25 protein-coding genes and 1 pseudogene are annotated in these 25,938 nt (G+C 64.2%); all 26 read left to right on the forward strand.

What is annotated here, in order from left to right; all coding sequences use genetic code 11:
* Positions 1-198: 198 nt before the first annotated feature.
* Positions 199-1,137 (forward strand): ATP-grasp fold amidoligase family protein, encoded by a 939-nt coding sequence (locus ACG10_RS11775; RefSeq protein ID WP_089168357.1) that lies wholly within the window; start codon positions 199-201, stop codon positions 1,135-1,137.
* Positions 1,138-1,234: 97 nt separating this feature from the next.
* Positions 1,235-2,215: a glycosyltransferase gene (locus ACG10_RS11780; RefSeq protein ID WP_089168358.1), complete on the forward strand. Its 981-nt coding sequence runs from the start codon at positions 1,235-1,237 to the stop codon at positions 2,213-2,215.
* 92 nt (positions 2,216-2,307) lie between these two features.
* Positions 2,308-3,630, forward strand: coding sequence for a UDP-glucose dehydrogenase family protein (locus tag ACG10_RS11785; protein ID WP_089168359.1), 1,323 nt, complete (start codon positions 2,308-2,310; stop codon positions 3,628-3,630).
* Between the two features lie 34 nt (positions 3,631-3,664).
* Positions 3,665-4,576, forward strand: coding sequence for a glycosyltransferase family 2 protein (locus ACG10_RS11790; protein ID WP_089168360.1), 912 nt, complete (start codon positions 3,665-3,667; stop codon positions 4,574-4,576).
* A gap of 34 nt (positions 4,577-4,610) precedes the next feature.
* Positions 4,611-5,441: a glycosyltransferase domain-containing protein gene (locus tag ACG10_RS11795; protein WP_089168361.1), complete on the forward strand. Its 831-nt coding sequence runs from the start codon at positions 4,611-4,613 to the stop codon at positions 5,439-5,441.
* 39 nt (positions 5,442-5,480) lie between these two features.
* Positions 5,481-6,446 carry a glycosyltransferase family 2 protein gene (locus tag ACG10_RS11800; protein WP_089168362.1) on the forward strand — a complete coding sequence of 322 codons (966 nt, stop codon included), beginning with the start codon at positions 5,481-5,483 and terminating at the stop codon, positions 6,444-6,446.
* A complete protein-coding gene (locus tag ACG10_RS11805) occupies positions 6,443-7,585 on the forward strand; it encodes a glycosyltransferase (protein ID WP_089168363.1) in 1,143 nt (380 codons plus the stop codon). Before ACG10_RS11800 ends, ACG10_RS11805 begins: the two co-directional genes overlap by 4 nt.
* Positions 7,554-8,684: a glycosyltransferase gene (locus ACG10_RS11810; protein ID WP_232487094.1), complete on the forward strand. Its 1,131-nt coding sequence runs from the start codon at positions 7,554-7,556 to the stop codon at positions 8,682-8,684. The genes ACG10_RS11805 and ACG10_RS11810 overlap by 32 nt, the downstream gene beginning before the upstream one ends.
* On the forward strand, positions 8,681-9,934 hold the full coding sequence (locus ACG10_RS11815) for a glycosyltransferase family 4 protein (protein WP_089168364.1): 1,254 nt from the start codon (positions 8,681-8,683) through the stop codon (positions 9,932-9,934). Before ACG10_RS11810 ends, ACG10_RS11815 begins: the two co-directional genes overlap by 4 nt.
* A complete protein-coding gene (locus tag ACG10_RS11820; protein WP_089168365.1) occupies positions 9,931-11,016 on the forward strand; it encodes a glycosyltransferase family 4 protein in 1,086 nt (361 codons plus the stop codon). The genes ACG10_RS11815 and ACG10_RS11820 overlap by 4 nt, the downstream gene beginning before the upstream one ends.
* A gap of 11 nt (positions 11,017-11,027) precedes the next feature.
* Entirely contained in the window at positions 11,028-12,248 is a 1,221-nt protein-coding gene (locus ACG10_RS11825) for a hypothetical protein (protein ID WP_089168366.1), read from the forward strand.
* On the forward strand, positions 12,245-13,369 hold the full coding sequence (locus tag ACG10_RS11830) for a glycosyltransferase family 4 protein (RefSeq protein WP_089168367.1): 1,125 nt from the start codon (positions 12,245-12,247) through the stop codon (positions 13,367-13,369). The genes ACG10_RS11825 and ACG10_RS11830 overlap by 4 nt, the downstream gene beginning before the upstream one ends.
* Positions 13,369-13,962, forward strand: coding sequence for a sugar transferase (locus tag ACG10_RS11835; protein WP_089168368.1), 594 nt, complete (start codon positions 13,369-13,371; stop codon positions 13,960-13,962). Before ACG10_RS11830 ends, ACG10_RS11835 begins: the two co-directional genes overlap by 1 nt.
* Entirely contained in the window at positions 13,962-14,579 is a 618-nt protein-coding gene (locus ACG10_RS11840; RefSeq protein ID WP_089168369.1) for an acetyltransferase, read from the forward strand. The genes ACG10_RS11835 and ACG10_RS11840 overlap by 1 nt, the downstream gene beginning before the upstream one ends.
* An 18-nt stretch (positions 14,580-14,597) precedes the next feature.
* Entirely contained in the window at positions 14,598-15,773 is a 1,176-nt protein-coding gene (locus tag ACG10_RS11845) for a DegT/DnrJ/EryC1/StrS family aminotransferase (protein ID WP_089168370.1), read from the forward strand.
* Positions 15,774-15,816: 43 nt separating this feature from the next.
* Positions 15,817-16,797 (forward strand): glycosyltransferase, encoded by a 981-nt coding sequence (locus tag ACG10_RS11850; RefSeq protein ID WP_089168371.1) that lies wholly within the window; start codon positions 15,817-15,819, stop codon positions 16,795-16,797.
* A gap of 17 nt (positions 16,798-16,814) precedes the next feature.
* A complete protein-coding gene (locus ACG10_RS11855) occupies positions 16,815-17,933 on the forward strand; it encodes an FAD-dependent oxidoreductase (protein ID WP_089168372.1) in 1,119 nt (372 codons plus the stop codon).
* Positions 17,934-17,975: 42 nt separating this feature from the next.
* Complete coding sequence (locus tag ACG10_RS11860; protein ID WP_089168373.1) at positions 17,976-18,770, forward strand: NAD-dependent epimerase/dehydratase family protein; 795 nt, start codon at positions 17,976-17,978, stop codon at positions 18,768-18,770.
* Positions 18,767-19,603, forward strand: a complete 837-nt coding sequence (locus tag ACG10_RS11865) for a sugar phosphate isomerase/epimerase family protein (RefSeq protein ID WP_089168374.1) — start codon at positions 18,767-18,769, stop codon at positions 19,601-19,603. The genes ACG10_RS11860 and ACG10_RS11865 overlap by 4 nt, the downstream gene beginning before the upstream one ends.
* Complete coding sequence (locus ACG10_RS11870; protein ID WP_089168375.1) at positions 19,600-19,956, forward strand: EamA family transporter; 357 nt, start codon at positions 19,600-19,602, stop codon at positions 19,954-19,956. Before ACG10_RS11865 ends, ACG10_RS11870 begins: the two co-directional genes overlap by 4 nt.
* 83 nt (positions 19,957-20,039) lie before the next feature.
* On the forward strand, positions 20,040-20,408 hold the full coding sequence (locus ACG10_RS11875; RefSeq protein ID WP_089168376.1) for a hypothetical protein: 369 nt from the start codon (positions 20,040-20,042) through the stop codon (positions 20,406-20,408).
* 55 nt (positions 20,409-20,463) lie between these two features.
* Positions 20,464-21,288, forward strand: a complete 825-nt coding sequence (locus ACG10_RS11880; protein ID WP_089168377.1) for a glycosyltransferase family 2 protein — start codon at positions 20,464-20,466, stop codon at positions 21,286-21,288.
* A gap of 65 nt (positions 21,289-21,353) precedes the next feature.
* The gene (locus ACG10_RS11885) at positions 21,354-23,435 is read left to right on the forward strand and encodes a polysaccharide biosynthesis protein (RefSeq protein WP_198318933.1); all 2,082 of its coding nucleotides are present in this window, start codon (positions 21,354-21,356) and stop codon (positions 23,433-23,435) included.
* Between the two features lie 108 nt (positions 23,436-23,543).
* Positions 23,544-24,380 (forward strand): glycosyltransferase family A protein, encoded by an 837-nt coding sequence (locus tag ACG10_RS11890; RefSeq protein ID WP_089168378.1) that lies wholly within the window; start codon positions 23,544-23,546, stop codon positions 24,378-24,380.
* An 88-nt stretch (positions 24,381-24,468) separates the two neighbouring features.
* A complete protein-coding gene (locus ACG10_RS11895; protein WP_089168379.1) occupies positions 24,469-25,473 on the forward strand; it encodes a glycosyltransferase family 2 protein in 1,005 nt (334 codons plus the stop codon).
* Positions 25,474-25,540: 67 nt separating this feature from the next.
* Positions 25,541-25,933: pseudogene (locus tag ACG10_RS11900) on the forward strand (transposase); the annotation flags it as partial.
* Positions 25,934-25,938: the final 5 nt, after the last annotated feature.

A 25,938-nucleotide genomic window follows, 5' to 3' on the forward strand; every position in this document is an offset into this window, starting at 1 on the left:
CCATGTCAGACCCACGACAAAAATCTCTCAGGCGTGACATACGCCAAAATGGCAATGCACCATTAATCACAACTACTACTTTAATTCAGTTCCCCTCGGAACTCTCACTGCTCTAGCCCCCCTGGAGGCGAATTGGCCAATCAACTGCCTGGCTAATCCCCGCTCAAGATCAACATACATAATACGCACGCTAGAAAAATGGCAAGCCTCAAAGCATCGATCAGGGAAGTGCTTCCTCTCAAGGTTCTCTTCTTTCACAGGAAAGCCCAGAAATACCTGGATCTGGTCCTCCCCGAGCCGATCTTCTATCAGCGACGCTATTTCATACTCCATGGAAAGTTTTGCAGTTTCAAAGAGCCCAGGCGCTTTTCCGAGAAAATCTTCCATAGGATGCGCTACCCCTGCCCTATATTTTCCAGTTTGGCCGACAAGGTTAGCGTCCGCGACTACATAGAAAAAACCGTGGGCAGCCAATATCTGGTCCCCAGCTATCTCGTCTGTGAACAGGTTACGGTAAAAACCCTCGAAACGCTGCCCGAGAGTTTCGTGATGAAAGCCAACCACAGCTCCGGGCAAATCAAGATTGTCACCGAAAAGCACAAGGAGGATCTGGAGGCACTGGCCCAGATGGCCAACGCCTGGCTGAAAAAGGACTTTTCCAGAGTGGCCCGAGAAAAACATTATTCCGGCATCCAACCGAAAATCATCTTTGAAAAGGCCTTGCTCTCCAATGGCAGGCCGCCAGACGATTACAAGTTTAACGTATTCAACAGCAAGCCCGGCAAACCACCATTTGTATTCATTCAAGTCATGAGAGGCCGATTTGAGAAAATAACGCAGAATCTGTTTCTCGAAGACTGGTCCGTTGCCCCTTTCAATCGCATTGAAAAGAAACCCAGCACAGACCCGCATCTCTTGGATCCGCCCAAAGAGCTACCGGAAATGCTCGACATCGCCAAAAGGCTGGCGGCCCCCTTCGGCTATCTGCGCGTGGATTTCTACCTATACGATGGAAAAATATACATCGGCGAACTGACCATCACCCCGGGTGGAGGCGGCTATAGACTCAGTCCACCCGAATGGGACCTGATATTGGGCGACCGATTCGGCTGGCCCGAGAAACCGCCTCCGGCCTGAGCGGCCGAGCGCCCTGCAAAGCCGCAGTCACCCGTCGAAAACCCGAAAAATCAAAGGCACGCGCACCTGATCCAGCAAAAACACAGAGCGACTCTTCGTGAAAATCTCAATTGCCATCGCTACCTACAATGGTGCCCGACACCTGCCGGGACAACTGGATAGCTTTATCCGACAGAAAAAACCACCTCACGAAGTTGTGATATGTGACGATGGATCCAGCGACTCGACCATGGCGATTCTTCACAAATTCCAAAAGAACGCCCCATTCGAGGTAAGAATCGAACAAAACCCGAACCGACTCGGCTACAGGAAAAACTTTGAGAAAGCCATTTCGCTTTGCACCGGCGACTTCATTTTCCTGAGCGACCAGGACGACTACTGGTTCGATACGAAAATCCTGGAGATGACCAATCTGTTTTCAGCTCGACCGGACATTTACGTCATTTACACCGACATGATCATCACTGACGAAAATCTCACTCCCTCTCGGCAGACACAGTTGGGCAATATCCTCGCCCTTGGCTGCAGAGCCGAAACCTATGTCTCTGGGTGTGCCACGGCCCTGCGCCGAGACTGGCTTTCCATCGTGCTTCCCATGCCTACGGAAGTCGCGGCCCATGACACCTGGATCCACAACCTGGCCTCGGCCCTTGACGTTCGGGCTCTTTGCCTGCCGCCGCAACAGTATTATCGCCGCCACGACAAGAATGTATCCCAGTGGCGTGCCAGCAAACCTGAACAAATGAATTCACTCGACTCCATCAGGATCTATGGGCTTGCCGACAAGACTGCGGCCTGGCGCCGGGAACTCAAAAGAACATGCTGGACCCGAAAGCGGCTGCAGGAAAGCACGGAAAACCTGAAAGCGCTGGGACTATTGTCACGACAAGCGGCAGCCATACAGAAGCTGGACCGAAGAATAAGCGCACTGGAATCCAGAATCCAGAACAACACCCAAAATCGGCTGAAACGCTTCCCCAGGATAATGAAGCTCTGGCTAAGCGGCGATTACAACAACTTCTCCGGATGGAAGAGCGTACTGAAAGACATTATCCGCCAACAATCGAATTACTCGTAATCAGCCCAACTCCGAAACACCCCGGGCAATGAACATGAACCGTAAGGAAGCACGGCACCGGTCTATTCAACGCATATAAGAGAAGGATAACCATGAAAGTCACCGTATTCGGAATCGGCTACGTCGGACTGGTGCAAAGCGCCGTTCTGGCGGAAGTGGGTCACGACGTGCTGTGCGTCGATATCGACGAGGAAAAGATCGAGCGCCTGAGCCAGGGCCATGTGCCCCTGTACGAGCCGGGTCTGGAAACGCTGGTCCGGGAAAACCATGCCGCCGGCCGCCTCAACTTCACCACCGATGCCGCCGAGGGTGTCAGGCGCGGAGAGGTACAGTTCATCGCCGTGGGCACGCCTGCCGACGAAGACGGCTCCGCCGACCTGCGCTACGTGCTGGCCGTGGCGGAAACCATCGCCGAACACATGGAGCGCCACCAGGTCATCGTCGACAAGTCCACCGTTCCGGTGGGCACCGCCGACCGGGTCGCCGCCCGCGTCGCCGAGATCCTCGCCCGCCGGGGGCGCGAGGAACTGACCTTCGAGGTGGTGTCCAACCCCGAATTCCTCAAAGAGGGCTCGGCCGTCGCCGACTGCATGCGGCCCGACCGCATCGTCATCGGCACCACCAGCCGCGATGCCGAGGAGGTGATGCGCGAGTTGTACGCACCCTTCAACCGCAACCATGAAAAGATCATCGTCATGGACCCGCACAGCGCCGAACTGACCAAGTACGCCGCCAACTGCATGCTGGCGACCAAGATCAGCTTCATGAACGAAATGGCCAGCCTGGCGGAGATGCTCGGTGCGGACATCGAACTGGTCCGCCGCGGCATCGGCTCCGACCCGCGCATCGGCTACGACTTCATCTACGCCGGCGCCGGCTATGGCGGCTCCTGCTTTCCCAAGGACGTGCAGGCGCTGATCCGCACCGCGGAGAACATCGACTTCGACGCCAAGTTGCTGAGGGCGGTGGCGCAGCGCAACAAGGAACAGAAGACCAGCCTGTACAAGAAGATCAGCCACCACTTCGAGGGCGACCTGCAGGGCCGGACCTTCGCCATCTGGGGGCTGAGCTTCAAACCCAGGACCGACGACATGCGCGAAGCCCCCAGCCGCACCCTGATGGAGGCGCTCTGGAACGCTGGCGCCCGGGTGCAGGCCTACGATCCGGAAGCCATGGAGGAGGCCCAGCGCCTGTATGGCAACCGCACCGAGCTGACCCTGTGCGGCACCAAGGAAGCCGCCCTGAAGGATGCCGACGCCCTGGTCATCGTCACCGACTGGCAGGCCTTCAAGGCCCCTGACTTCGAGTTCATCAGGCAGCAACTCAGACAGCCGCTGATCTTCGACGGGCGCAACCTGTTCGAACCGGGACGCCTGCAGAGAAAAGGCATCACCTACTACTCGATCGGCCGCTGAGTGGCGAAGACGTAATTCGTCAAGGTTACAAGGCATGCGCTCGAATCCCTTGGTCAGCATTTACATTCCGACTCACAACAGGGCCGAAAAACTCGAGCGCGCCTTGCGGTCGGTACTTAACCAGACCTATGAAAATTACGAAATATTGATATGCGATGATGGCTCCACGGATAAAACTTGCGGATGGATTTCGAAACTGGCCGAAGACGATCCCAAAATCCGTTATTTCAGAAATCCAGACCCCCGTGGTGCCTGCAGTGCACGCAACCTGGGAATATTCGCCGCCCGCGGTGAATTCATTACCGGACTGGATGACGACGATGAATTCCTCCCCGAGCGGCTTGAACGCCTGCTCCAGGTCTGGGACGACCAATACGCTTTTGTCTGCAGCAATTTCCTGAGCAAAAGGTCCGACCAGGAAGCCAAGCCGTACTACGCCTCGGAAGAGTGCCGACTCACGCTCCAGCAACTGCTCTTCAAGAACCTAGCCTCCAATCAGGTACTGACCAGGACGGTTCGGCTGCAAAACATCGGCGGCTTCAGGGAGGGCGTCAGACGCTTGCAGGACTGGGACACCTGGCTGCGGCTTTGCAGCAGATACGGGGGAAAATTCTATCGGGAGCGAACGCCTCTTTACATCATGCATCACGATCATGAAGTCGATGCACTGCGAGTATCCCGAAACATCACGCTGGATATAGCTCTCGAAGAGCTGTGCGAAAGAAACAAGGATATTTATGACGAGACATCCAGTTATCTCCTGACTTCCTATGCAAGGCTGATCAGAAAGGAGTTCTCCCTGAAAGACATGTGGAAGAACACACTGTACAAGAAAAACACCACGCCCATACGCGCCTACGTGCGACAGCACATGAGCAAGTGCCGAAACAGAGTGAGCCCCCTTCTGCACCAGACACTGAAAAGCCTGGGATTCAAGCCGGACTGAGAAAAACCTTATACCACTTCAAGAACCAATCGACATGGACCAGACCAGCACAGCCATACGCAAGAAAATAGCCATATATACGGCCATAACGGCAGGCTACGACCATCTCGAAGAGCCGACCTACAAGTCCACAGCAGAAAACATCGACTACCTGGCTTTCACCGACTGCGATATCCGCTCCCGATTCTGGAAGATAATTCCTCTCGATGACAAGTACTCGCACCTGGACAGCGTCAGGAAAGCAAGAAAGCTCAAGATAATCGGACATCCGGCCCTCGACGGTTACGACTACACCATATGGATAGATGGGAATATCGACATAATAGGCAACATCAATGAGCTGCTCAATCTGCTGGACGAGCATGACCTGGTTACCTTCAAGCACCCGACCAGGAACTGCATCTACGATGAGGCCATGGCCTGCCTGAGGCGCAAAAAGGACTCCATCGATGCCGTGAAGGAGCAAGTCGAATTCCTGAAAAGACAAGGCTACCCGGAAAACAATGGACTGATTGAAAGCAACGTCCTGCTCAGAAAAAAGACCGCAGCACTGGAACAGGCCATGAACGCCTGGTGGGAAATGGTGCTCAATCGAAGCCGGCGTGACCAGCTTTCCTTCAACTATATAGCACTCAAGCACAACCTCAACTTCACCGTCATGGGCGACGACAACGCACGCGGCAATAGCAAATACTTTTCCTTCCGGGAAAAACACCTCCGCCGCCCTCCGGCCGAACGCTATTCCTGCCACTACCGTTACTCGACGTATCGGGCGACATTCTACATGCGCAAAGCCTGCAGAAAGATAATCAGGCACCTGACCGGCCTGATCTACATCGGCCCCAATGGCGCACAATCGAAATAAGCGGATATCACAACCAATCACAGGACTTTCAAGCAAGCCATGAAAATTTCCATTGCCATGGCCACCTACAATGGATCGCGCTATCTGCCGGAACAGTTGGACAGTTTCCTCCGCCAGACCCGACAGCCCGATGAGCTGGTGGTATGCGACGACTGCTCCCAGGACGGGACCCTCGCCATCCTGACGGACTTCCAGAAGCGGGCTCCGTTTCCCGTGTTCATTTCTCGGAACGAAAAGAACCTGGGCTTCATAAAGAACTTCGAGCGGGCGCTCTCGCTGTGCATGGGAGAAATCATCTTCCTGAGCGATCAGGATGATGTCTGGCTGGAAAACAAGCTGGAAACCATAGAAAAGACCTTTCTTGCCCACCCCGAAAAAATGATCGTCACCAACGATCAGAGAATTGCCAGTCAAGACCTGCAATCCTCCACCGGCACCACCCTGGAAAACATCCGCGCCCTTGGCCTTGAAAAGTCCTACATGAAAGCCGGCTGCTGCACGGCGCTCAGAAAATCCTGGCTCGAAGTCGTGCTGCCCATTCCGGTCGAGATCGGAACGCACGATGCCTGGATCAATCGCATCGGTGACTTCTGCAAACTCCGGCTGATCGTGGAGCAGCCGCTGCAGATTTACCGAAGACATGAAGAAAACACCTCGCACAGCCTCACCAGCAGCGCCGGAAAGCTCTCCCGGCTGAGCAAGCTCACCCACTACGGCGTCCGGGATGCCAGCGGCGGCTGGAAGCACCAGATAATCGCCACGAACCTGTACATAGGCAGACTCGAAAAGAGGGCCCGCCAATTGAAGGCCCTGGGCGCCGGCGAGCTCGTCGAGCAAACGATTGCCGCCCTGCAAGGCAAGCTCCCGGCACTCGAAAAACGCCTCGAGATCGCCTCGCGCCCGCGCTGGCGCCGCCCTCCGGAACTGCTGCGCTTCTGGCTGTCGGGCGGCTACCGGAATTTCGCCGGCTGGAAAAGCGCCCTCAAGGACATGGTCCGGCCATGACGCTCGCCACCCAGCGCCCATCGGTCCTCCACCTGCTCACCTCGCTGAATTTCGGTGGCGTCGAAAAACGCATGGAGCTTCTGGCCGAACAGCCCACGGGGGACATGCAGCACCTGTTCTGCGCCATCGGCGGCGGCGGCGCTGCGGAGCGGCGCCTGAAAGCCCTGGGAGCCCCGGTCCAGTGCCTGCAGCAGCCGGTGAGGATTCCCAGCCCGGCCGCCATCCTCGCCCTGTTCCGGCTGTTCCGGCAGCTGCGCCCGACGGTGGTGCACAGCCATGGCGCCGAGGCCAATTTCCACGGTCTGATCGCCGCCCGGCTGGCCGGCGTGCCGGTGCGGGTCGGCGAGGAAATCGGCATCCCGGTGCACAGCGGGCGGGCTCGCCGGGTGTTCCGCCAGCTCTACCGCTGCGCTCACTGCGTCATCGGCATCTCCGATGCGGTGACCGGCTGGCTGGTCGAGAGCGGTGAGGTGCCGCCGGCCAAGGCGGTGCGGGTCTACAACCCGGTCAAGCTGCCGGTCGAACGCAGCGGGCAGGCCGCGACGCCGGGAGCGCTGCGCGTCGGCTTCGTCGGCCGCCTGGAAGCCGTCAAGAACCCCCTGGCGCTGGTCGAGGCCGCCGATCTGCTGCTGGCCCGCGGCATTCCCGTGGAGCTCTGGCTGATCGGCGAAGGGCGCGAGCGCGCACGCCTCGAAGCCGCCATTCGCGCGCAGGAACTGGACGAGTGCGTACACCTGCCGGGCTACCAGCCGCATCCCGACGAGTACGTGCGCCAGTGCCATGTCTACGTCCAGCCCTCGCGCTCCGAAGGCTTCGGCCTGGCGCTGGTCGAGGCCATGGGTTGCGGCGTTCCGGTCATCGCCACCGCGGTAGGTGGCGCGCCGGAGATCGTCGAGCCCGGCGTCACCGGCTGGCTGCTGCCGGAAGCGACACCAGGCGCCCTCGCCAGCGTCCTCGAAGAAGCCTGGCGGCTCGGCCCGGAGCAGCTGAGGGCCATGGGCCTGCGGGCCCGGAGCTCGGTCGCGGGGCGCTTCGAGCCCGCCGAGTACAAGAGCCGGCTGGAAGCCCTGTACCGGCAATTCGCTCCTCGAAAGAGCCGAGGCGAACATGGACAAGATACGGATTCTGCACTGTCTTGAGACGGTCGGCTCCGGCGGCGTCGAACAGCGTCGCCTGACCCTGGCCCGCCAGCTGGACAGCGCGCGCTACGAGCAGTCGCTGGTCTGCACCAAGGCCGTGGGCGCCCTGCCGGCGCGCTTCGCCGAGGCGGGCTGCCCGCTGCATGCCGTCGGGGTGTTCCGCGGCGTGCTGGACCGCGAGCCCTACCGGCAGGCCCTGCGCGTGGTGCGCGAGTTCCGCCCGCACATCATCCACGGCGCGGTGTTCGAGGGCGTCTCCCTGGCCACCATCCTCGGCCGGCTCGCCCGGGTGCCGGTGATCATCGGCGAGGAGACCTCCGACCCGGTCAACCGCCGCTGGCGCGGTCACCTGCTGCTGCGCCTGCTCGGCGCCCTGAGCCACCAGATGGTGGCGGTGTCCCCCGCCGTCGAGCAGTACCTGCTCGGGCGCCTGCGCCTGCCGCGCAGCAAGGTCACTCTGATCAACAACGGCGTGGCCGAGATGGCGCCGCCCGACGAGAACCAGGTCCGCGCGCTGCGCGAGCAGTTCGAGCTGGCACCGGAGCACTTCGTGATCGGCACTGTCGGCCGGCTGCTCGATCGCCACAAGCGCGTCAGCGACCTGATCCGCGCGCTGGCCGCGCTGCTGCCGGCCTGTCCCGAGGCGCGCCTGCTGGTGGTCGGCAAGGGTCCGGACGAAGGCATGCTGCGCGAACTGGCCGGCCAGCTCGGAGTCGCCGCCCAGGTGCGCTTCGCCGGCTACCAGGCCGATCCGCAGCCCTGCTACGCGCTGATGGACGTCTTCGCCCTGGCCTCGGCCATGGAGGCCTTCGGCCTGGTGCTGGTCGAGGCGATGCAGGCCGGACTGCCGGTGGTGGCGACCCGGGTGGGCGGCATCCCCGGCGTGGTCGACGAGGGCGCCAGCGGCCTGCTGGTACCTCCCGGCCAGCCGCCGGCGCTCGCCGAGGCCCTCCTGGCACTGCGGCGCGACCCCGCCCGGCGCCAGAGCATGGGACGGGCCGGCCAGGCCTTGGCCACAACCAATTTCGGCGCGGAACGCTACGTCCGCGACGTCGACCACCTCTACCAGCGGCTCGCCGCGCAGCGCATCGGCCCATGAACATCCTCTTCGTCACCTGGGACGGCCCGCAGGTCACCTACCTGGAAAGCCTGTTCCTGCCGATCTTCCAGCGCCTGGCCGGCATGGGGCTGCACGTCCATATCCTGCAGTTCACCTGGGGCGACGAGCCGCTCATCGAGCAGCGCCGCCAGGCCTGCCGACAGGCCGGGCTGGCCTACCGGGCGCAGCGGATCTGGCGCCGCCCCCGCGCCCTCGGCAGCCTGCTGACCGCGCTCGAGGGCGCCCGGCTGATCCGCCGGGCGCTCGGCGAGCAGCGCATCGACGCGGTGATGCCGCGCAGCACGCTGCCGGCCCTGGCCACCCTGCTGGCGCTGCGCGGCCGCGCCGTGCCGATGGTCTTCGATGCCGACGGCCTGCCCCTGGACGAACGCGTCGAGTTCGCCGGCCAGTCGCCGTCCGGCCTGATCCAGCGCCTGCTGCGCGACGTCGAGGCCCAGGCGGTGCGCCAGGCCGACCGCGTGCTGACCCGCTCGCAGCAGGCGGTGGAGATCCTCCTGGCGCGGGCCGGCGCCGGCATCTCGCCCGGCAAGTTCCAGGTGGTCGGCAACGGCCGCGACACCGAACGCTTCAGCCCGGGGGACACAGCCTCGCGCCGGCGGATGCGCGAACAGCTGGGGCTGGTCGCCGAGGCGCCGCTGCTGGTCTACGCCGGCTCGCTCGGCCCGCAGTACTGCCTGGAGGAAATGTTCCGCCTGTTCGAGCAGGTCCGGCAGATCCGCACCGATGCCCGCCTGCTCGTCCTGAGCGGTTCGCCGGAAGCCCTGCAACCCCTGCTGGAGCGCTTCGCCGCGCTGGCGCCGGCGGTGTCCTGCCTGAGCCTGCCGGGGCATGCGGTGCCGGCCTACCTGGCCTGCGCCGACCTGGGCCTGGCGCTGCGCCGCAGCAGCTTCTCGATGCGCGCCGTGGCGCCGATCAAGCTCGGCGAGTACCTGCTCTGCGGCCTGCCGGTGCTGGCCAGCCCCGGCATCGGCGACACCGACGCCATCGCCGCCAGCGCCGGACGGCTGCTGGCCGGGCTGGACGACGCCGAGCTGGCGCGGGCGGCCCGCTGGTTCTGCGACGAGGTCCTGCCGCAGCGGGAGGGCTTGCGCGAGCACTGCCGGAACACGGGCCTGCGCCACTTTTCCCTGGAAGCCTGCGCCGATGCCTATGCGGCGGCCCTGATGCCCTTGCGGACGCCCGTGCAGGCGCCGCTGCCCGACGGCCGTCCCTGCGGAGAACCGAGATGAAGATCCTCCTGCTCACCCGCTACCCGCGCAGCGGCGCCAGCAGCCGGCTGCGCACCCTGCAGTACCTGCCCCACCTGCAGGCCGCCGGCCACGAGGTCAGGGTGCAGAGCCTGTTCGACGAGGCCTACCTGGAAAGCCTCTACCAGAGCGGCCGGCGTTCGCCGCTGCGGACCGCGGCGCTCTACCTGCGCCGCCTGGCGGCGCTCGCCAGGGCTGGCGAGCACGACCTGCTGTGGATCGAGAAGGAGCTCTTCCCCTACCTGCCCGCCTGGGTCGAATCCAGGCTCGGCACCCCCTGGGTGGTCGACTACGACGATGCGCTGTTCCACAACTACGACCTGGCGAAGAACCCCCTGGTGCGCCGGCTGCTGGGCGGCAAGATCGATACGGTCATGCGCAGCGCCAGCGGCGTGATCGTCGGCAACCGCTATCTGGCCGAGCGCGCCCGCGCTGCCGGCGCGGCCCGGGTGGCGATCATTCCCACCGTGGTGGACCACAACCGCTACCGGCCACGGATCGTGGCGCCGACCGCTCACCCGGTGATCGGCTGGATCGGCTCGCCGTCCACCCAGAAATACCTGCTGGACATCCTCGAGCCCCTGCAGCAGGCCTGCCGCCGGCATGGCGCGCGCCTGCTGCTGGTCGGCGCCACAGCGGAGATCCGGAGCTGCCTGCCCGGCATCGAGGTGCAGCTCGAACCCTGGAGCGAGGAGCGCGAGGCGGCGCTGATCCGGCACATGGACATCGGCATCATGCCGCTGCCCGACGGCCCCTGGGAGCGCGGCAAGTGCGGCTACAAGCTGATCCAGTACATGGCCTGCGGCGTGCCGCTGGTGGCCTCGCCGACCGGCGCCAACCGAGAGATCGTCGAATACAGCGGAGCCGGCCTGCTCGCCGGCTCCAGCGAAAGCTGGAGCGACGCCCTGTCCCGGCTGCTGACCTCGGCTTCCGAGCGGGAACGGCTGGGCCGGGCCGGGCGCCAGGCCGTGGAGAACCGCTACTGCCTCCAGCGCCAGCTGCCGGTGCTGCTGGAAACCCTGGCCGCGGCCCTCCCCGCCGCCGGCAAGGCCCTGGCCCATTAGAGAGACTACCCATGACACTGGTTTCCACCGCCTGGCACGTGATCAGCGCCCTTCTGGTGTTTCTCGCCGGCGCGCTCCTCATCACCTGGGCCGGCCGCCAGTTCGGCACCGGCTCGCGCCGCAGCCTGGCCCTGTACGCCTGGCACACGCTGTTCTGCCTGGTCTATTGCTGGTATGTCCTGAAATACGGCGGCGATGCCATCGGCTACTACCGCACGGCCCGCGGTGGCGCACGCGCTTTCGATGTCGGCACCTACGGCGTCGTCTACCTGACCCGTCTGCTGATCGAGGGTCTGGGGGTTTCCCTGCTCGGCACCTTCCTGGTCTACAACCTCTTCGGCAGCCTCGGCCTGCTGGCCTTCGACGCCAGCCTGCGCGTCGTCACCCGCGACAAGTCGCGCACGCTGCGCCGGCTGGCCACCCTGATCGTGTTCCTGCCCTCGGTGAGCTTCTGGTCGTCGGGGATCGGCAAGGACGCCCTGTCCTTCCTCGCCACCGGCCTCGCCCTGTGGGCGGCGCTGGATCTGCAGCGGCGCATCCCGCTGATCGCCGTCGCCGTCGCCATCATGCTGCTGGTCCGCCCGCACATGGCCGGCATGCTGGTCATGGGGGTGAGCCTGGCCCTGCTGCTGCACCCCGGGACCTCACTGGCCAGGCGGGTGCTGCTCGGCAGCGTCGCGCTCGCCGTGGCGGCGGCCCTGGTGCCCTTCGGGCTGGAGTACGCCGGGGTGAAAAGCCCGGACGCCGAATCGCTGATGAGCTATGTGGAGGGCCGCCAGGGGCAGAACATGCAGGGCGGCGGCGCGGTGGACATTTCCTCGATGAGCCTGCCCATGAAGCTGTTCACCTATCTGTTCCGCCCGCTGCCGTTCGAGGCGCACAGCCTCTTCGCCCTGGCCGCCGCCGTCGACAACATGATCCTGCTCTACCTGTTCGTCATGGGCGGACGCGCCATGCTGCGCCACCCCGGCCGGCGCTACCAGGAAAACCGCCTCTTTCTCTGGAGCTATGCGCTGATCGCCTGGCTGATGCTGGCCATGACCACGGCCAACCTGGGCATCTCCCTGCGCCAGAAGTGGATGTTCACGCCCATGCTGATCCTTCTGCTCCTCTCCGCGCTCGGCACGCCGCGCCCGCAGCTGCTGCGCCCGGCCGGCCCGCCGCTGACGCCGGTCATGCAGATCTACCAGCGCTACGGCATCCGTCCCGGACAACAGAGGCGCGAGCCATGATCTTCCTGCTCGTCGCCGGCTTCGCCGACTCGCTGCTGGCCTTCCGCGGCCCGCTGCTGGAAGCCCTGCTCGCCCGCGGCCTGGAAGTGCACGTGGCGGCGCCGCAGCTGGCGCCCGGCTGCCCCCTGCGCCTTCGCCTGGAGGCGCGCGGCCTGCGCGTGCACGACCTGCCGCTGCGGCGCACCGGCATGAACCCGCTGCAGGACTGCGCCACCCTGCTGCACCTCTGGCGGCTGAAACGGCGCATCCGCCCGACCCACGTCCTCGGCTACACCGCCAAGCCGGTGATCTACGGCTCGCTGGCCGCCGCGCTGGCCGGGGTGCCGCAGCGCTTCGCACTGATCACCGGGCTGGGCTACGCCTTCACCGGCGAGGATGGGGAGCGCGGTTCCCGCGGCCTGCTGCACGCCCTGCTGCCGCGCCTCTACACCCTGGCGCTGCGGCGGACCCACAAGGTGTTCTTCCAGAACCCCGACGACCAGGCGCTGTTCCGCGTCCAGGGCATCCTCGGTCCGGCGACGCCCTCCTGCGTGGTCAACGGCTCCGGCGTCGACCTGCTCGAATACCCCGTCGCGCCCGTGCCGGCGCGGCCGCACTTCCTGCTGATCGCCCGGCTGCTGGGCGACAAGGGCGTGCGCGAATACGCCGCGGCGGCGCGCCAGGTGAAGAACCGCTGCCCCTCGGCGGTCTTCGCGCTGGTCGGCTGGATCGACGACAACCCCGACGCCATCGATCAGGCGGAACTGGATGGCTGGATCGCAGACGGCACGCTGCGCTACCTCGGCCGCCTGGACGACGTGCGCCCGGCGATCGCCGCCTGTAGCGTGTACGTCCTGCCCTCCTATCGCGAGGGCACCCCGCGCACCGTGCTGGAGGCCATGGCCATGGGCCGCGCGGTGATCACCACCGACGCGCCCGGCTGCCGCGAGACGGTGGTCGACGGCGACAACGGTTTTCGCGTGCCGGTGAAGGCAGTGGACGAACTGGCCCGCGCCATGCAGCGCTTCATCGAGGAGCCGGCGCTGGCCGCGCGCATGGGCGCCCGCTCGCGGCAGCTGGCCGAGGAGAAATACGACGTGCAGCGGATCAACGCCCGGCTGCTGCAGGAGATGGGGCTGTGATGCTCAAGCGTCTGTTCGACCTCCTCGTCGCCACTACCGCCCTGCTGCTGCTCGCCCCGCTCTTGCTGGTGCTGGCCTGGCTGGTGCGCCGGCGGATCGGCGCGCCGGTGCTGTTCCGCCAGCTGCGTCCCGGCCTGCACGGCCGGCCGTTCGCGCTGCTCAAGTTCCGCAGCATGCGCGAGGCGCTGGACGAGCGCGGCCGGCCGCTGCCCGACGCCGAGCGCCTGACGCCGTTCGGCCGCTTCCTGCGCGCCAGCAGCCTGGACGAACTGCCGGAGCTGTGGAACGTGCTGCGCGGCGACATGAGCCTGGTCGGCCCGCGCCCGCTCTTGATGGAGTACCTGCCGCTCTATACCCCGGAACAGGCTCGCCGCCACGCGGTCCGACCCGGCATCACCGGCTGGGCGCAGGTCAACGGCCGCAACGCCCTGAGCTGGGAGGAGAAGTTCCGTCTGGATGTCTGGTACGTGGACCACCGTTCGTTTCGCCTCGACCTGCGCATTCTCCTGCTGACCCTGAAGCGGGTGCTGGCGCGCGAGGGCATCAACGCCGAAGGCGAGGCGACCATGGCACGGTTCACAGGGAGCAAATGATGAAAAGACTGGCCATTCTCGGCGCCAGCGGCCACGGCAAGGTGGTGGCGGATACCGCCGAACGCTGCGGCTGGCGCTCTGTGGTGTTCTTCGACGACGCCTGGCCGAAGCGCCAGCACAACGGCCCCTGGGTGGTGATCGGCAACGGCGCGGTGCTGTTCGACGCCCTGGCCGGTTTCGACGGGGTGCTGGTGGCGATCGGCGACAACCGCATCCGCCAGGACCGGCTGCGCCGCCTGCGCGACGCCGGGGCGCCGCTGGTCACGCTGATCCACCCGGCGGCGACGGTCAGCCCCCACGCGCGGCTCGGCGAAGGCTCGGTGGTGTTCGCCGGCGCGGTGCTGAACGTCGATGCCCAGGTGGGGTCGGGCGCCATTCTCAACACCGCCTGCAGCGTCGACCACGACTGCCGCCTGGGCGAGGCGGTGCACGTCAGCCCCGGCGCGCACCTGGCCGGCGGCGTGCAGGTCGGCGACCTGAGCTGGATCGGCATCGGCGCCAGCGTGCGCCAGTCGCTGCGCCTCGGCCGGCGGGTGATGGTCGGCGCCGGCGCGGCGGTGGTGACCGACGTGGCGGACGGCACCACGGTGATCGGTATCCCGGCGCGACCGGTCTGAACGCGAGGGTTTGCGAAGATGCAGGACAGTCCCTTCTCCCCCTGGCCCAGCTTCACCGAGGAAGAGGCGGACGCCGTGCGCGCGGTGCTGCTCTCCAACCGGGTCAACTACTGGACCGGCGAGCAATGCCACGAATTCGAACGGGAATTCGCCGCCTGGAGCGGCTGCGCCCACGCCATCGCCCTGGCCAACGGCACCGTGGCCCTGGACGTGGCGCTCAGGGCCCTGGGCATCGGCCCGGGCGACGAGGTGGTGGTGACGCCGCGCAGCTTCTTCGCCTCGGCCGCCTGCATCGTCAACGCCGGCGCCGCGCCGGTGTTCGCCGAGGTCGACCGCGACTCGCAGAACATCACCGCCGAGAGCATCCGCGCGGTACTGACACCGCGCACCCGGGCGCTGCTCTGCGTGCACCTGGCCGGCTGGCCCTGCGACATGGCGCCGATCATGGCGCTGGCCGAAGAACGCGGCCTCAAGGTGATCGAGGACTGCGCCCAGGCCCACGGCGCGCGCTACCGGGGCCGCCCGGTGGGCAGCCTCGGGCATGTCGGCGCCTGGTCGTTCTGCCAGGACAAGATCATCAGCACCGGCGGCGAGGGCGGCATGCTCACCACCGACGACCGGGCGCTGTGGTCGCGGATCTGGTCGCTCAAGGACCACGGCAAGAGCTGGGAAGCGGTCCACGCCCGCCGGCATCCGCCGGGCTTTCGCTGGCTGCATGAGAGCTTCGGCGGCAACGGGCGGCTGACCGAGATGCAGGCGGCGCTCGGGCGCATCCAGCTGCGCCGGCTGCCCGACTGGCATGCAAGACGGCTGGCCAACGCCGAGCGCATCTGGCGCTGCGCGCGGGGCCTGCCGGGGCTGCGCGTGCCGGAGCTGCCGGCAGACATCGAGCACGCCGCCTACAAGTGCTACCTGTTCGTCGAACCGGAACACCTGAAGGACGGCTGGGACCGCGAGCGCATCCTCGCCGAAATCGTCGCGCGCGGCGTGCCCTGCTTTTCCGGCAGCTGTCCCGAGCTGTACCTGGAGAAGGCTTTCGAGGGCACCCCCTGGCGCCCGGCCGAGCGCCTGCCGGTAGCCCGCGAACTGGGCGAGACCAGCCTGATGTTCCTCGTCCATCCCACGCTGAGCGACGCGGAGATCGAACGGACCTGCACGGTACTGGCTGCCGTGATGGACGAGGCGGCCCGCTGAGCCTGCCGGCAGCCTGTCATCCCCCTTCTGGAGGGTTTCAGCGATGGTGTTTCCTGTCTTCCTGACGGTGATCTTCGTCATGCGCAACCAGGCGTCCTGTCTGGAAGGACTGCTGACCGAGGCGGCCGCCGAGATCGCGGCGCTCGTCAGCGACTACGAGCTGGTCATCATCGACAACGCCTCCCATGACGACAGCCTCGCGGTCCTCCAGCGGCTCACCGGCGAAAACGGGCTGGCCAACCTGCAGGTCTACGCCCTGAACAAGGAGGTGGACATGGATACCGCCTCCTGGGTCGGCCTGGAGAATGCCCTGGGCGACTACATCGCGGTCATCGACCCCTTGTGCGACGACATCGGCTTTCTGCCGGCCATGCTCGAACGCGCGGTGAACGGTGCCGAGGTGATCTTCGCCAGCAATCGGCAGAAGCCTGCACAGGGCCTGGCCTACCGGCTGGCCTGCGCCTTCTTCAATGTTCTCTACCGTTGCTTCAACGGCATTCACCTGGCCAGGGAAGCGCCGCAGTACCGCATCCTCAGCAGGCGCGTGGTCAACTTCATCCTGCAGCATCCCCAGCCGGCCATCACCTACCGCCACCTTCCCGCCAGCGGGGGCTTCGTCCGCGCCCATCTCAGCTACAGCGCGCGCCCCAGAGGCCGGGCCAGCAAGCATCTGTTCGACAGCATCGACCGCGGCATGCGCCTGCTGGTGTCGACGACGCACGCGCCCATGCGTCTGGTGACCTCGCTGTCGCTGTTCGGCGCGGTCGCCAATCTCCTGTACTCCGTGTACGTGATCGCGGTGGCCCTGTTCAAGACCGACATCGCCCCCGGCTGGATCAGCGTCTCGCTGCAGCAGTCCGGCATGTTCTTCCTGATTTCCCTGGTCCTGCTGGTGCTGGGCGAATACATCCTGAGCATGGCCAGCCTGTCGAGCGAAGGCCCGCGCCTCTACGTCAGCCAGGAGTTCACCAGCACGCGCATGACGCGACGCGAAAAGCTGAACGTCGAGGAAGCGCTGTCCTAATCACCAGCGAGTGTCCGATGCCCACGTCTCCAGCAGACCAGGATGCCATCGTGATCGGTGGCGGTTTCTATGGCTCCGTCATCGCCGTTTACCTGGCGCGGCAGCGCGGACTCAGGCATATCGCCCTGATCGAGCGCGAACCGGCCCTGCTCAGGCGCGCCTCCTACAACAACCAGGCGCGGGTGCACAACGGCTACCACTATCCGCGCAGCTTCACCACGGCCTATCGCAGCCGGGTCAACCTGCCCCGCTTCGTGCGCCAGTGGCCGGAAGCCGTGAAGCAGGACTTCACCAAGCTGTATGCGATCGCCCGGCAGAACTCGAAGGTCACCGCCCGCCAGTTCGAGCGCTTCTGCCGGGAGATCGGCGCCAGGCTTCAGCCGGCAACCCCGACGCTGCGCGCGCTGTTCGAGCCGCACCTGATCGAGGACGTGTTCATGGTCGAGGAATACGCCTTCGACGCCACCCGGCTGGCCGGCTGGGCCGAGCGCGAGCTGCAGGCCTGCGGCGTCCGGATTCGTTACGAGACGCAGGCCACCGCGATCTACCGTGGCGCAAACGGCACGCTGCAGGTGACGACGGAAACGAGCCGGGGAGTACGGGAAAGCCTTTCCTGCCGCTACCTGTTCAACTGCACCTACAGCGGGCTCAACCAGTTCCAGGGGGACTTTTCCGGGACCCGGACCGGGCTCAAGCAGGAAATCGCGGAAATCGCCCTGGTACGGATGCCCTCCACCCTGCAGGGACTGGGCATCACGGTCATGGACGGGCCCTTCTTCTCGCTGATGCCCTTTCCCTCGCACAGCCTCAGCCATGTCCGCTACACCCCGCATCTGCACTGGGACGATGCGCCCGGCATCGACCCTTACCGGAAATTGGAGGGATACGCGCAGGAAAGCCGGGTCGACCGCATGCTCCGGGACGTGGCCCGCTACATGCCCGGCATGCTCGAGGCGACCCCTGTCGATTCCCTGTTCGAGGTCAAGACCGTGCTGATCAAGAACGAGGGCGACGACGGAAGACCCATCCTCTTCGAGCAGCACCACGAACTGCCGGGCTGTTACTCGGTGCTGGGCGGCAAGATCGACAACATCTACGACGTGCTCGACAGGCTCGACGAGCAGGAGATCGCGTGAGAGGCGCCTTCACCCTTCATCCGCCAGTGGAAATCCAAGGCCATGACTGACGCACTGATCGGCTTTACCGGATTCGTCGGCGCCACCCTGCTGGCCCAGGCCCGTTTCGATGCCCGCTATCGCTCGACGAACATCGGGGAAATCGCGGGTCGGACCTTCGACAGCGTCGTTTGCGCCGGCGCCCCCGCGCAGAAATGGATCGCCAACCGCGACCCGGAAACGGACTGGCGGAACATCGAGGCGCTGATCGCCCATCTGGAGACGGTGCGCTGCCGCCGGTTCGTGCTGATCAGCACCGTGGACGTCTTCAGGAACCCGTCGGGCGTGGACGAGGACAGCCCCGTCGACGAGTCGGGCCTGCAGCCCTACGGCCTGCACCGCCGCCGGCTCGAGCAGTTCGTCGAACGGCATTTCCCCGGGTACCTGATCGTTCGCCTGCCGGGACTGGTGGGCCCTGGCCTGCGCAAGAACGTCGTCTTCGACCTCCTGAACGACAACGACCTCGCGGCGATCGACAGCCGCGGCGTTTTCCAGTTCTACCCGATGGTCAACCTCTGGTACGACCTCGAAACCGCGCTCGCCGCCGGCCTGACGCTGCTGCACCTGACCGCGGAGCCGCTCGGCGTGGCCGAGGTCGCACGCCAGGGTTTCGGCAGGCCCTTCGACAACCGCCTGGCCGCCCCGCCGGCGCGCTACGACCTGCAGACCCGCCATGCACGGCTTTTCGGCGCTGCCGGCCGCTACCAGTACAGCGCCCGGGAGAGCCTGCAGGCGATCAGGGCCTATGCGCAGTCCGAGCCGGTCGCCCGCACGTCCGCCGCAGAGGAGAAGGCATGAGACTGGCCATTTCCAACATCGCCTGGGACCGCGACGAGGACCCGGCGATCGCCGGGCTGCTGCAGGCGCGTGGAGTCGATGCGATCGATGTCGCTCCAGGCAAGTACTTCCCGGAGCCCGGCCAGACGAGCGCGCAGGACATCGTCCACGTCAGGCGCTGGTGGTCCGATCACGGCATCGAGATCACCGGCATGCAGGCGCTGCTGTTCGGCACCCGGGGCCTGAACCTGTTCGGCCCGGCACAAGTGCGCGAGGCGATGCTGAAGCATCTCGCCGCCGTGTGCCGCATCGGTGCGCTCCTGGGAGCCCGGCGGCTGGTGTTCGGCTCGCCGAAGAACCGCGACCGCAGCGGCCTGGACGACCGAACGGCGCTGGAGCAGGCAATCCCCTTCTTCCGGCAGCTGGGCGACATTGCCCAGGCCGAGGGCGTAACCCTCTGCCTTGAGCCCAATCCGCCCCGCTACGGCGCGAATTTCCTGACCGGCAGTGTCGAGACCGCGCAGCTGGTGCGGCTGCTCGCCCACCCGGCGATACGGATGCAGCTGGATACCGGGGCCCTGATCCTCAACGGTGAAGACCCGCGGGCCGTGCTGGAGGACTGCTCGGCATTGATCGGGCATGTCCACCTCAGCGAGCCCGACCTGCTGCCGCTGGGCGACGGCGATACTGATCATCCGGGGCTAGCCGCTGCCCTGGCGCGGTTCCTGCCCGGGCATGTGGCGACCATCGAGATGCTGGCGACCGAAGCCGAGCCGCACGCCGCCTCGATCGGGCGTGCCCTCGACGTGGCCATCCACCATTACCGCGACCAGGGGAGTGCAGCCAGGCCATGAAGTGGCTCATTCTGCTACTGGGCATCGTCGCCAATGCCTCCGCCAGCGTGCTGGTCAAGCTGGCGATGATGCCGCCGCGCCAGTTCCCCTCCCTCGACAAGCCGCTGGCGGCCCTGCAGAACTGGCCGTTCTGGCTGGGCCTGGGCCTCTACGGGGCGGCGTTCCTGCTCTACGCCGCCGCGCTGGTTCGTCTCCCGCTCAACGTGGCGCATCCGATCCTGACCGCCGGCGCGGTGGCGACCGTAGCCCTGTTCTCGCTGCTGATCTTCCGCGAGACCTTCCACTGGACGACAGGGGCCGGGATCGTGCTGGTCATCGCGGGGGTGGCGCTGATCACGGCACGGATGGCCTGAAAAGCCAGCAGCCCCGCCTCGAGGAATTGCCCGAACCCTGCAACCTTTCAGCAACTCATCTTCATTCCCGGAAGAATCGAGACATGTTCAGACAGCTCACGCTCAGCGCGGCCACAAGCTACTGCCTGTTTGCCCTGGTGCTCTTTGCCGGCCTGGCATTCCTGCAGCGGGACGGCAATGCCCTGCCTTTTTTCTACAAGGACTATCCGACCTATCCGGTCAACGGGGAGAAGCATTTCGATCGCAACAGCGAGAACCTGGTGTTGAACCGGATCGATTTCGCCGCCCGGGATATTCCCTATCCTTACCACTTCCATCTGTGGCGGAGCGGCCCGAAGACGGGGCCTGCTGGCTATCAGATACCGGCCCGTTCCCGGGTCGGCCTTCTCACCAGGCTGTTCGAGGTCCGCTATCGCCTCAAGAAGGCTGCACGCGCGCTTGCCACGTCCTGATGCCGGCTCGCGCCGCTCAGGCTTTGCCAGAGCCTTTCTTTATGGAAGAACGAAGATGACGTCCGATACCACGGCTGCCGCCCGCAGCCACTGGCAGGTTCCCACCTTCGAAACGCCCTTCTGGCTCGGCCGCCGCCATCCCTGGTGCGTGGTGATCCCGGTCATCAACGAAGGCGTCCGCATCCGCAGCCTGCTGTCCCGTATGGCGACCCTCGACGTCGCTGCCGTCGCCGATCTGCTGATCGTGGATGGCGGCAGTACCGACGGCTCGCTGGAATCGCAAACCTTGCAGCGGCAAGGCGTACGCGGGCTGCTGGTCAAGACCGGCCCGGGCCGGCTGAGTGCCCAGCTGCGCTGTGCCTACGCCTTCGCCCTCGACCAGGGCTACGAGGGCATCGTCACCATCGACGGCAACGACAAGGACGACCCGGAGGCGATACCCCGCTTCATAGGGGCCCTCCAACAAGGGGTGGACTTCGTCCAGGCCTCCCGCTTCATCCCGGGAGGTGGCGCGGAGAACACGCCACGGCTGCGGTATTTCGCCATCCGGCTGCTGCATGCGCCGCTGCTCAGCTGGTTTTCCGGGTTCCGCTGGACCGATACCACCCAAGGCTTCCGCGCCTACAGTCGGAAGATGCTGCTCGATCCCCGGATCGCGCCGTTCCGGGACATCTTCAGAAGCTACGAGCTGCTCGCCTATCTGTCCTGCCGCGCGCCCCGGCTGGGCTATCGCTGCGTCGAGCTGCCAACCGTCAGGCGTTATCCCCGAGACGAGGTGCCGACCAAGATCGGTGCCGTCACGGGCCATCTTTCGCTGCTGCTGGTGCTGCTGCGGGCCTGCATCGGAACGTACGACGCCCCTTCGGGCGGCTCCGGCTAGACGCCGGAAGCCGCCACTCCAGCCCTTATCGGCGCACACCAAGTCGCACGGGGGATCATCGCCCGATGAAATCGCCGCTCGAGGAGTCTTCTCAACCCTTTCGACAGCGCCTGCTGGACCTGTCGCACGGCCACAAGCGGCTCATCCAGGTCAGCGTGGATGTCCTGCTCGTCTGGCTGGCGCTCTGGCTGGCGTTCTACGTCCGCCTGGAGGACATGAGCGCCATCGAGCCCCTGGGCGGCCACGCCTGGCTATTCCTCTCCGCACCGGCCATCGCCCTGCCGATCTTCGTGCGCCTGGGCATGTACCGCGCGGTCATGCGCTATCTGGGCAACGAGGCGCTGCTGACCATCGCCAAGGCGGTCAGCCTGTCGGCGCTGCTGCTGGGAGTGGTGGTCATCCTCCATACCCATACGACGCTGCTGATTCCCCGCTCGATGATCTTCAACTACTGGGGCCTGAGCCTGCTGCTGATCGGCGGCCTGCGCCTCGCCATGCGCCAGTACTTCACCGGCGACTGGTTCAACCTGCGCGAGCTGTCCTTCAGGCGCCCGAACGACTGCCTGCCCCGGGTGGCCATCTACGGTGCGGGCTCGGCCGGCAACCAGCTCGCCCATGCGCTGCTCATCGGTCATGCACTGCGCCCGGTGGCCTTCATCGACGACGATGCGCACCTCGCCGGACGGACGATCGCCGGCCTGCCGGTCTACGCCCCCGAGCAGCTGCCGCGCATGCTCAGGGATACCGGCGCCGCGGAGATCGTCCTGGCGATCCCCTCGGCCAGCCGCAGCCGGCGCCGCGAGATCCTCGAAATGCTGCAGGCCCATCCGCTGCCGGTGCGCTCGATGCCCAGCATCGCCAAGCTGGCCTGCGGCCGTCTCACGGTGAACGACCTGCAGGAAGTGGACATCGCCGACCTGCTCGGCCGCGATGCGGTGCCCCTGCAGCCCGAACTGCAGGAGCGCTGCATCCGCGACCAAGTGGTGATGGTGACCGGCGCCGGCGGCTCGATCGGCGCGGAACTGTGCCGGCAGATCCTCGCCAACGGCCCGGCCACGCTGATCCTCTTCGAACACTCGGAATACAACCTCTACAGCATCCACGGCGAACTCGAGCAGCGGGTCCGCCAGGACGGCCTGACGCTGCGCCTGGTGCCCGTCCTCGGCTCGGTCCGCCACGGCGCCCGCCTGCTCGACACGCTGCGACACTGGGGCGTCGACACGCTCTACCACGCCGCCGCCTACAAGCATGTGCCGCTGGTCGAGCTCAACATCAGCGAGGGCGTGTTCAACAACACCTTCGGCACCCTGCGCGCCGCCCAGGCGGCAGTGCGCGCCGGGGTGCGCAACTTCGTGCTGATCTCCACCGACAAGGCGGTGCGCCCCACCAACGTGATGGGCGGCAGCAAGCGCCTGGCCGAGATGGTGCTGCAGGCCTTCTCCCGGGAGCGCGAGCTGGAGCTGTTCGACGAGCCTGGCCTGGCGCCGCAGCCCAACCGCACCCGCTTCACCATGGTCCGCTTCGGCAACGTGCTGGGCTCGTCCGGCTCGGTGATCCCGCTGTTCCGCGAGCAGATCCGCAGCGGCGGGCCGATCACCGTCACCCATCCGGAGATCACCCGCTACTTCATGACCATCCCCGAGGCCGCGCAACTGGTGATCCAGGCCGGCGCCATGGGTGAAGGCGGCGACGTCTTCGTGCTGGACATGGGCGAGCCGGTGAAGATCCTCGACCTGGCGGAGAAGATGGTGCGCCTGTCCGGCCTCTCGCTGCGCACGAAAGGCAACCCGGACGGCGACATCGAGATCCGCTTCATCGGCCTGCGCCCGGGCGAGAAGCTCTACGAGGAACTGCTGATCGGCGACGGCGCGACACCGACCAGCCACAGCCGGATCCTGCGCGCCCACGAGGAGCACCTGCCGTGGCAGGAACTGAAGCTGCGCCTGGAGGCCCTGGCCGGAGCGCTCGAGGCCGACGACTTCCCGCGCATCCGCGAGCTGCTGCAAGGCACCGTCAGCGGCTACCGGCCGAGCCCGGAAATCCTCGAACGGCACCTGCAGGAACAGCCGGGCGGCGGCCACACAGCACCCGCCTGGATGCACCTCGTCGTGCCGCAGGAGGCACGGCCGAACAGCGAGAACCCGTGATCGATACTGGCTGGCTGTGAAACAGTTTCTGCCGAGGCCGGGCAAGATCGGACACGCATGCGTGCACTCCAAAGACCTTCCCTTGATTGACCGAGCACAGCGAGACAGATGAACAAAATCACCGTAAACATCACCACTACCTACAACAGATTGAACTTGTGCTCCCAGACTCTATGGTCACTTCTGAACCAGTCGGCCCTTCCCGAAAAAATAGTGGTCTGGGTTTCGAAAGAGGCCTACCTGATAGATCAGGGAATAGACAGAGAACCCGACTGGGTCCGGGACCTGAACAAGATAAAAAACATCATAGAGTTCCGATGGACAGCCAATACCGGCCCTTATAGAAAGCTATTCCCCGCCCTTGCCGCGGCAAGCGAGGATCAGATCATCGTCTACGCCGACGACGACACGATCTACAAGGAAAACTGGCTCCACCTGCTGGCCAGCAAATTCCAGGAGCACAACGAAGAAAAAATCGTGGCCTCACGCATCCGGCTCAGCAAGCGAAACCTGTTCGGCCGCCACAAGACCTATATGCTCTGGCCTGTATCGCAAAAAGAAATCGAGCTTGACAGCGACTATCTGATTACAGGCGTAGGCGGAGTGATTCTTAAAAAGAAGCACATCCGGGAGGCCTTCCTGAACAACCAGGACTATTTGAAGGTCTGCCCGAAAAGCGATGACTTCTGGATAAGTGAAATAATTGCCCAATCCAGAACCCCCGTCCTGGCCTACCCGGAGGCCATGCATGAAATTCTCTTCATCAAACACGAATATGGCCTGGAAAGACAAAACACCCTCGTTTCGCATAGTCTCACCGGCAAGGCCCTGGACAGGGTGAAGATAAACACTCTTGGCCGATTGGGAGTTTCGATCTGCAACAATGACATAGCCTTCAAAAGGATCAAGAAGTATTTCAGGGAGACGAGCAAGGCCTCATTGTAGGCTGCAGAATTCACCCCTCGCATATCGAGCAGGTATTTCTTCGACCTTCCCTGCCAACACTCCTACTTCAACTTCCACTTGGAACATCATGACTCCCGAAAAAGTCAGCATTATCATACCTGTCTACAATGTAGAGCTTTATCTTGCAGAATGCCTGAGATCGGTCATCTCCCAAGATTATGACAACATAGAAATCATCGCCATTGACGACGGATCCACCGACGCGAGTCCATCGATACTCGAGGAATTTCACGCCAACCACAAGAACATGACAATCCGGAGCATAAAAAACCAGGGACCATCGATCGCTAGAAACACCGGGCTTGAAATTGCAAGCGGCGAATACATCCTGTTCCTGGACAGCGACGACTTCATAGAAAAGCACACCATATCCACCTGCATGAAAAGCTTCAGGCAATATCAGGCAGACATAGTCTTTTTCTCAGCCAAAATATTTTACGATGGGGTCGAGGAAAGCCTCGGAAAAAGATTCAGGGGCGACAGAGCCTTGCCCCTGCAAAACAAGTCCTTTTCCGCCCAGACTTTTTTCAACCAATCGATAAAACTTGGAAGTTACCTGGTATCGCCATGCCTATATGTCTACAAACGACACTCGCTCGGCAACATAAAATTTTATCCGGGCATTCTGCATGAAGACAATCTATTCACAACCCGGCTTCTTCTTGAGAACCGGTATGCAAAGATGGCCTGCATTTCAGATCAGCTATACAACAGGCGCGTCCGACCCGACTCGACCATGACGCAAAAAAAGCAGGAAAAGCACATAAATGGACTCCTCATCGTTGCAGAGGAACTGCTGAAGCTTGACCAGGCCAAGGAGAACAGCGAAGCAGGAGCAGCCTTGAATCAATTCATCCAGACCACTCTGATCATTGCACTAGACGCATGCAGGCAGGCTTATGGAAACAGCTTTCCTTATCACACAAGAAAGAAGCTAACAATTCTACTTACACAAACCAGATTCAAACGAAAAAAAGTAAGAACCATTGCCCTCAGTGCCATTCCGGAGCTATGCATAATAACTCAGTCCATGAAGAAGGTTCTCCAATCTCTAAAAGCCATAAATACATAAAGGGAAATCCTGAAAAAGACTTTCCGATTCAGCTGAAATACGTCCGTCCCCTTGCCCGAGTTTCCCGATGAAGCAGCTGTCCTTCGCCGACGCCGAGTATGCTGGCAAGCGCAAGCAGACCCGCCGCGAGCGCTTCCTGCTCGAAATGGACCAGGTGGTGCCGTGGTCCGGACTGATCGCCCTGATCGAGTCCCACTATCCCAAGGGCGAAGGCGGTCGGCCCGCCTACCCGCTAGCCGCCATGCTGCGCGTGCACCTGATGCAGAACGGGTTCGGCTACAGCGATCCGGCGATGGAGGAAGCGCTGTACGAAACCACTCTGTTGCGCCAGTTCGCCGACCTGGGTCTGGAGCGCATCCCGGACGAGACGACCATCCTCAACTTCCGCCGCCTGCTGGAGGCGCTGGCGCTCGGCCTGCCGGCCAGCGCTTATCGTACCGTCACCTGGCGGCAAGGCAGCAACAC

Origin of the sequence: Azotobacter chroococcum (assembly GCF_002220155.1) — a bacterium.
In the GTDB taxonomy this organism is placed as follows: domain Bacteria; phylum Pseudomonadota; class Gammaproteobacteria; order Pseudomonadales; family Pseudomonadaceae; genus Azotobacter; species Azotobacter chroococcum.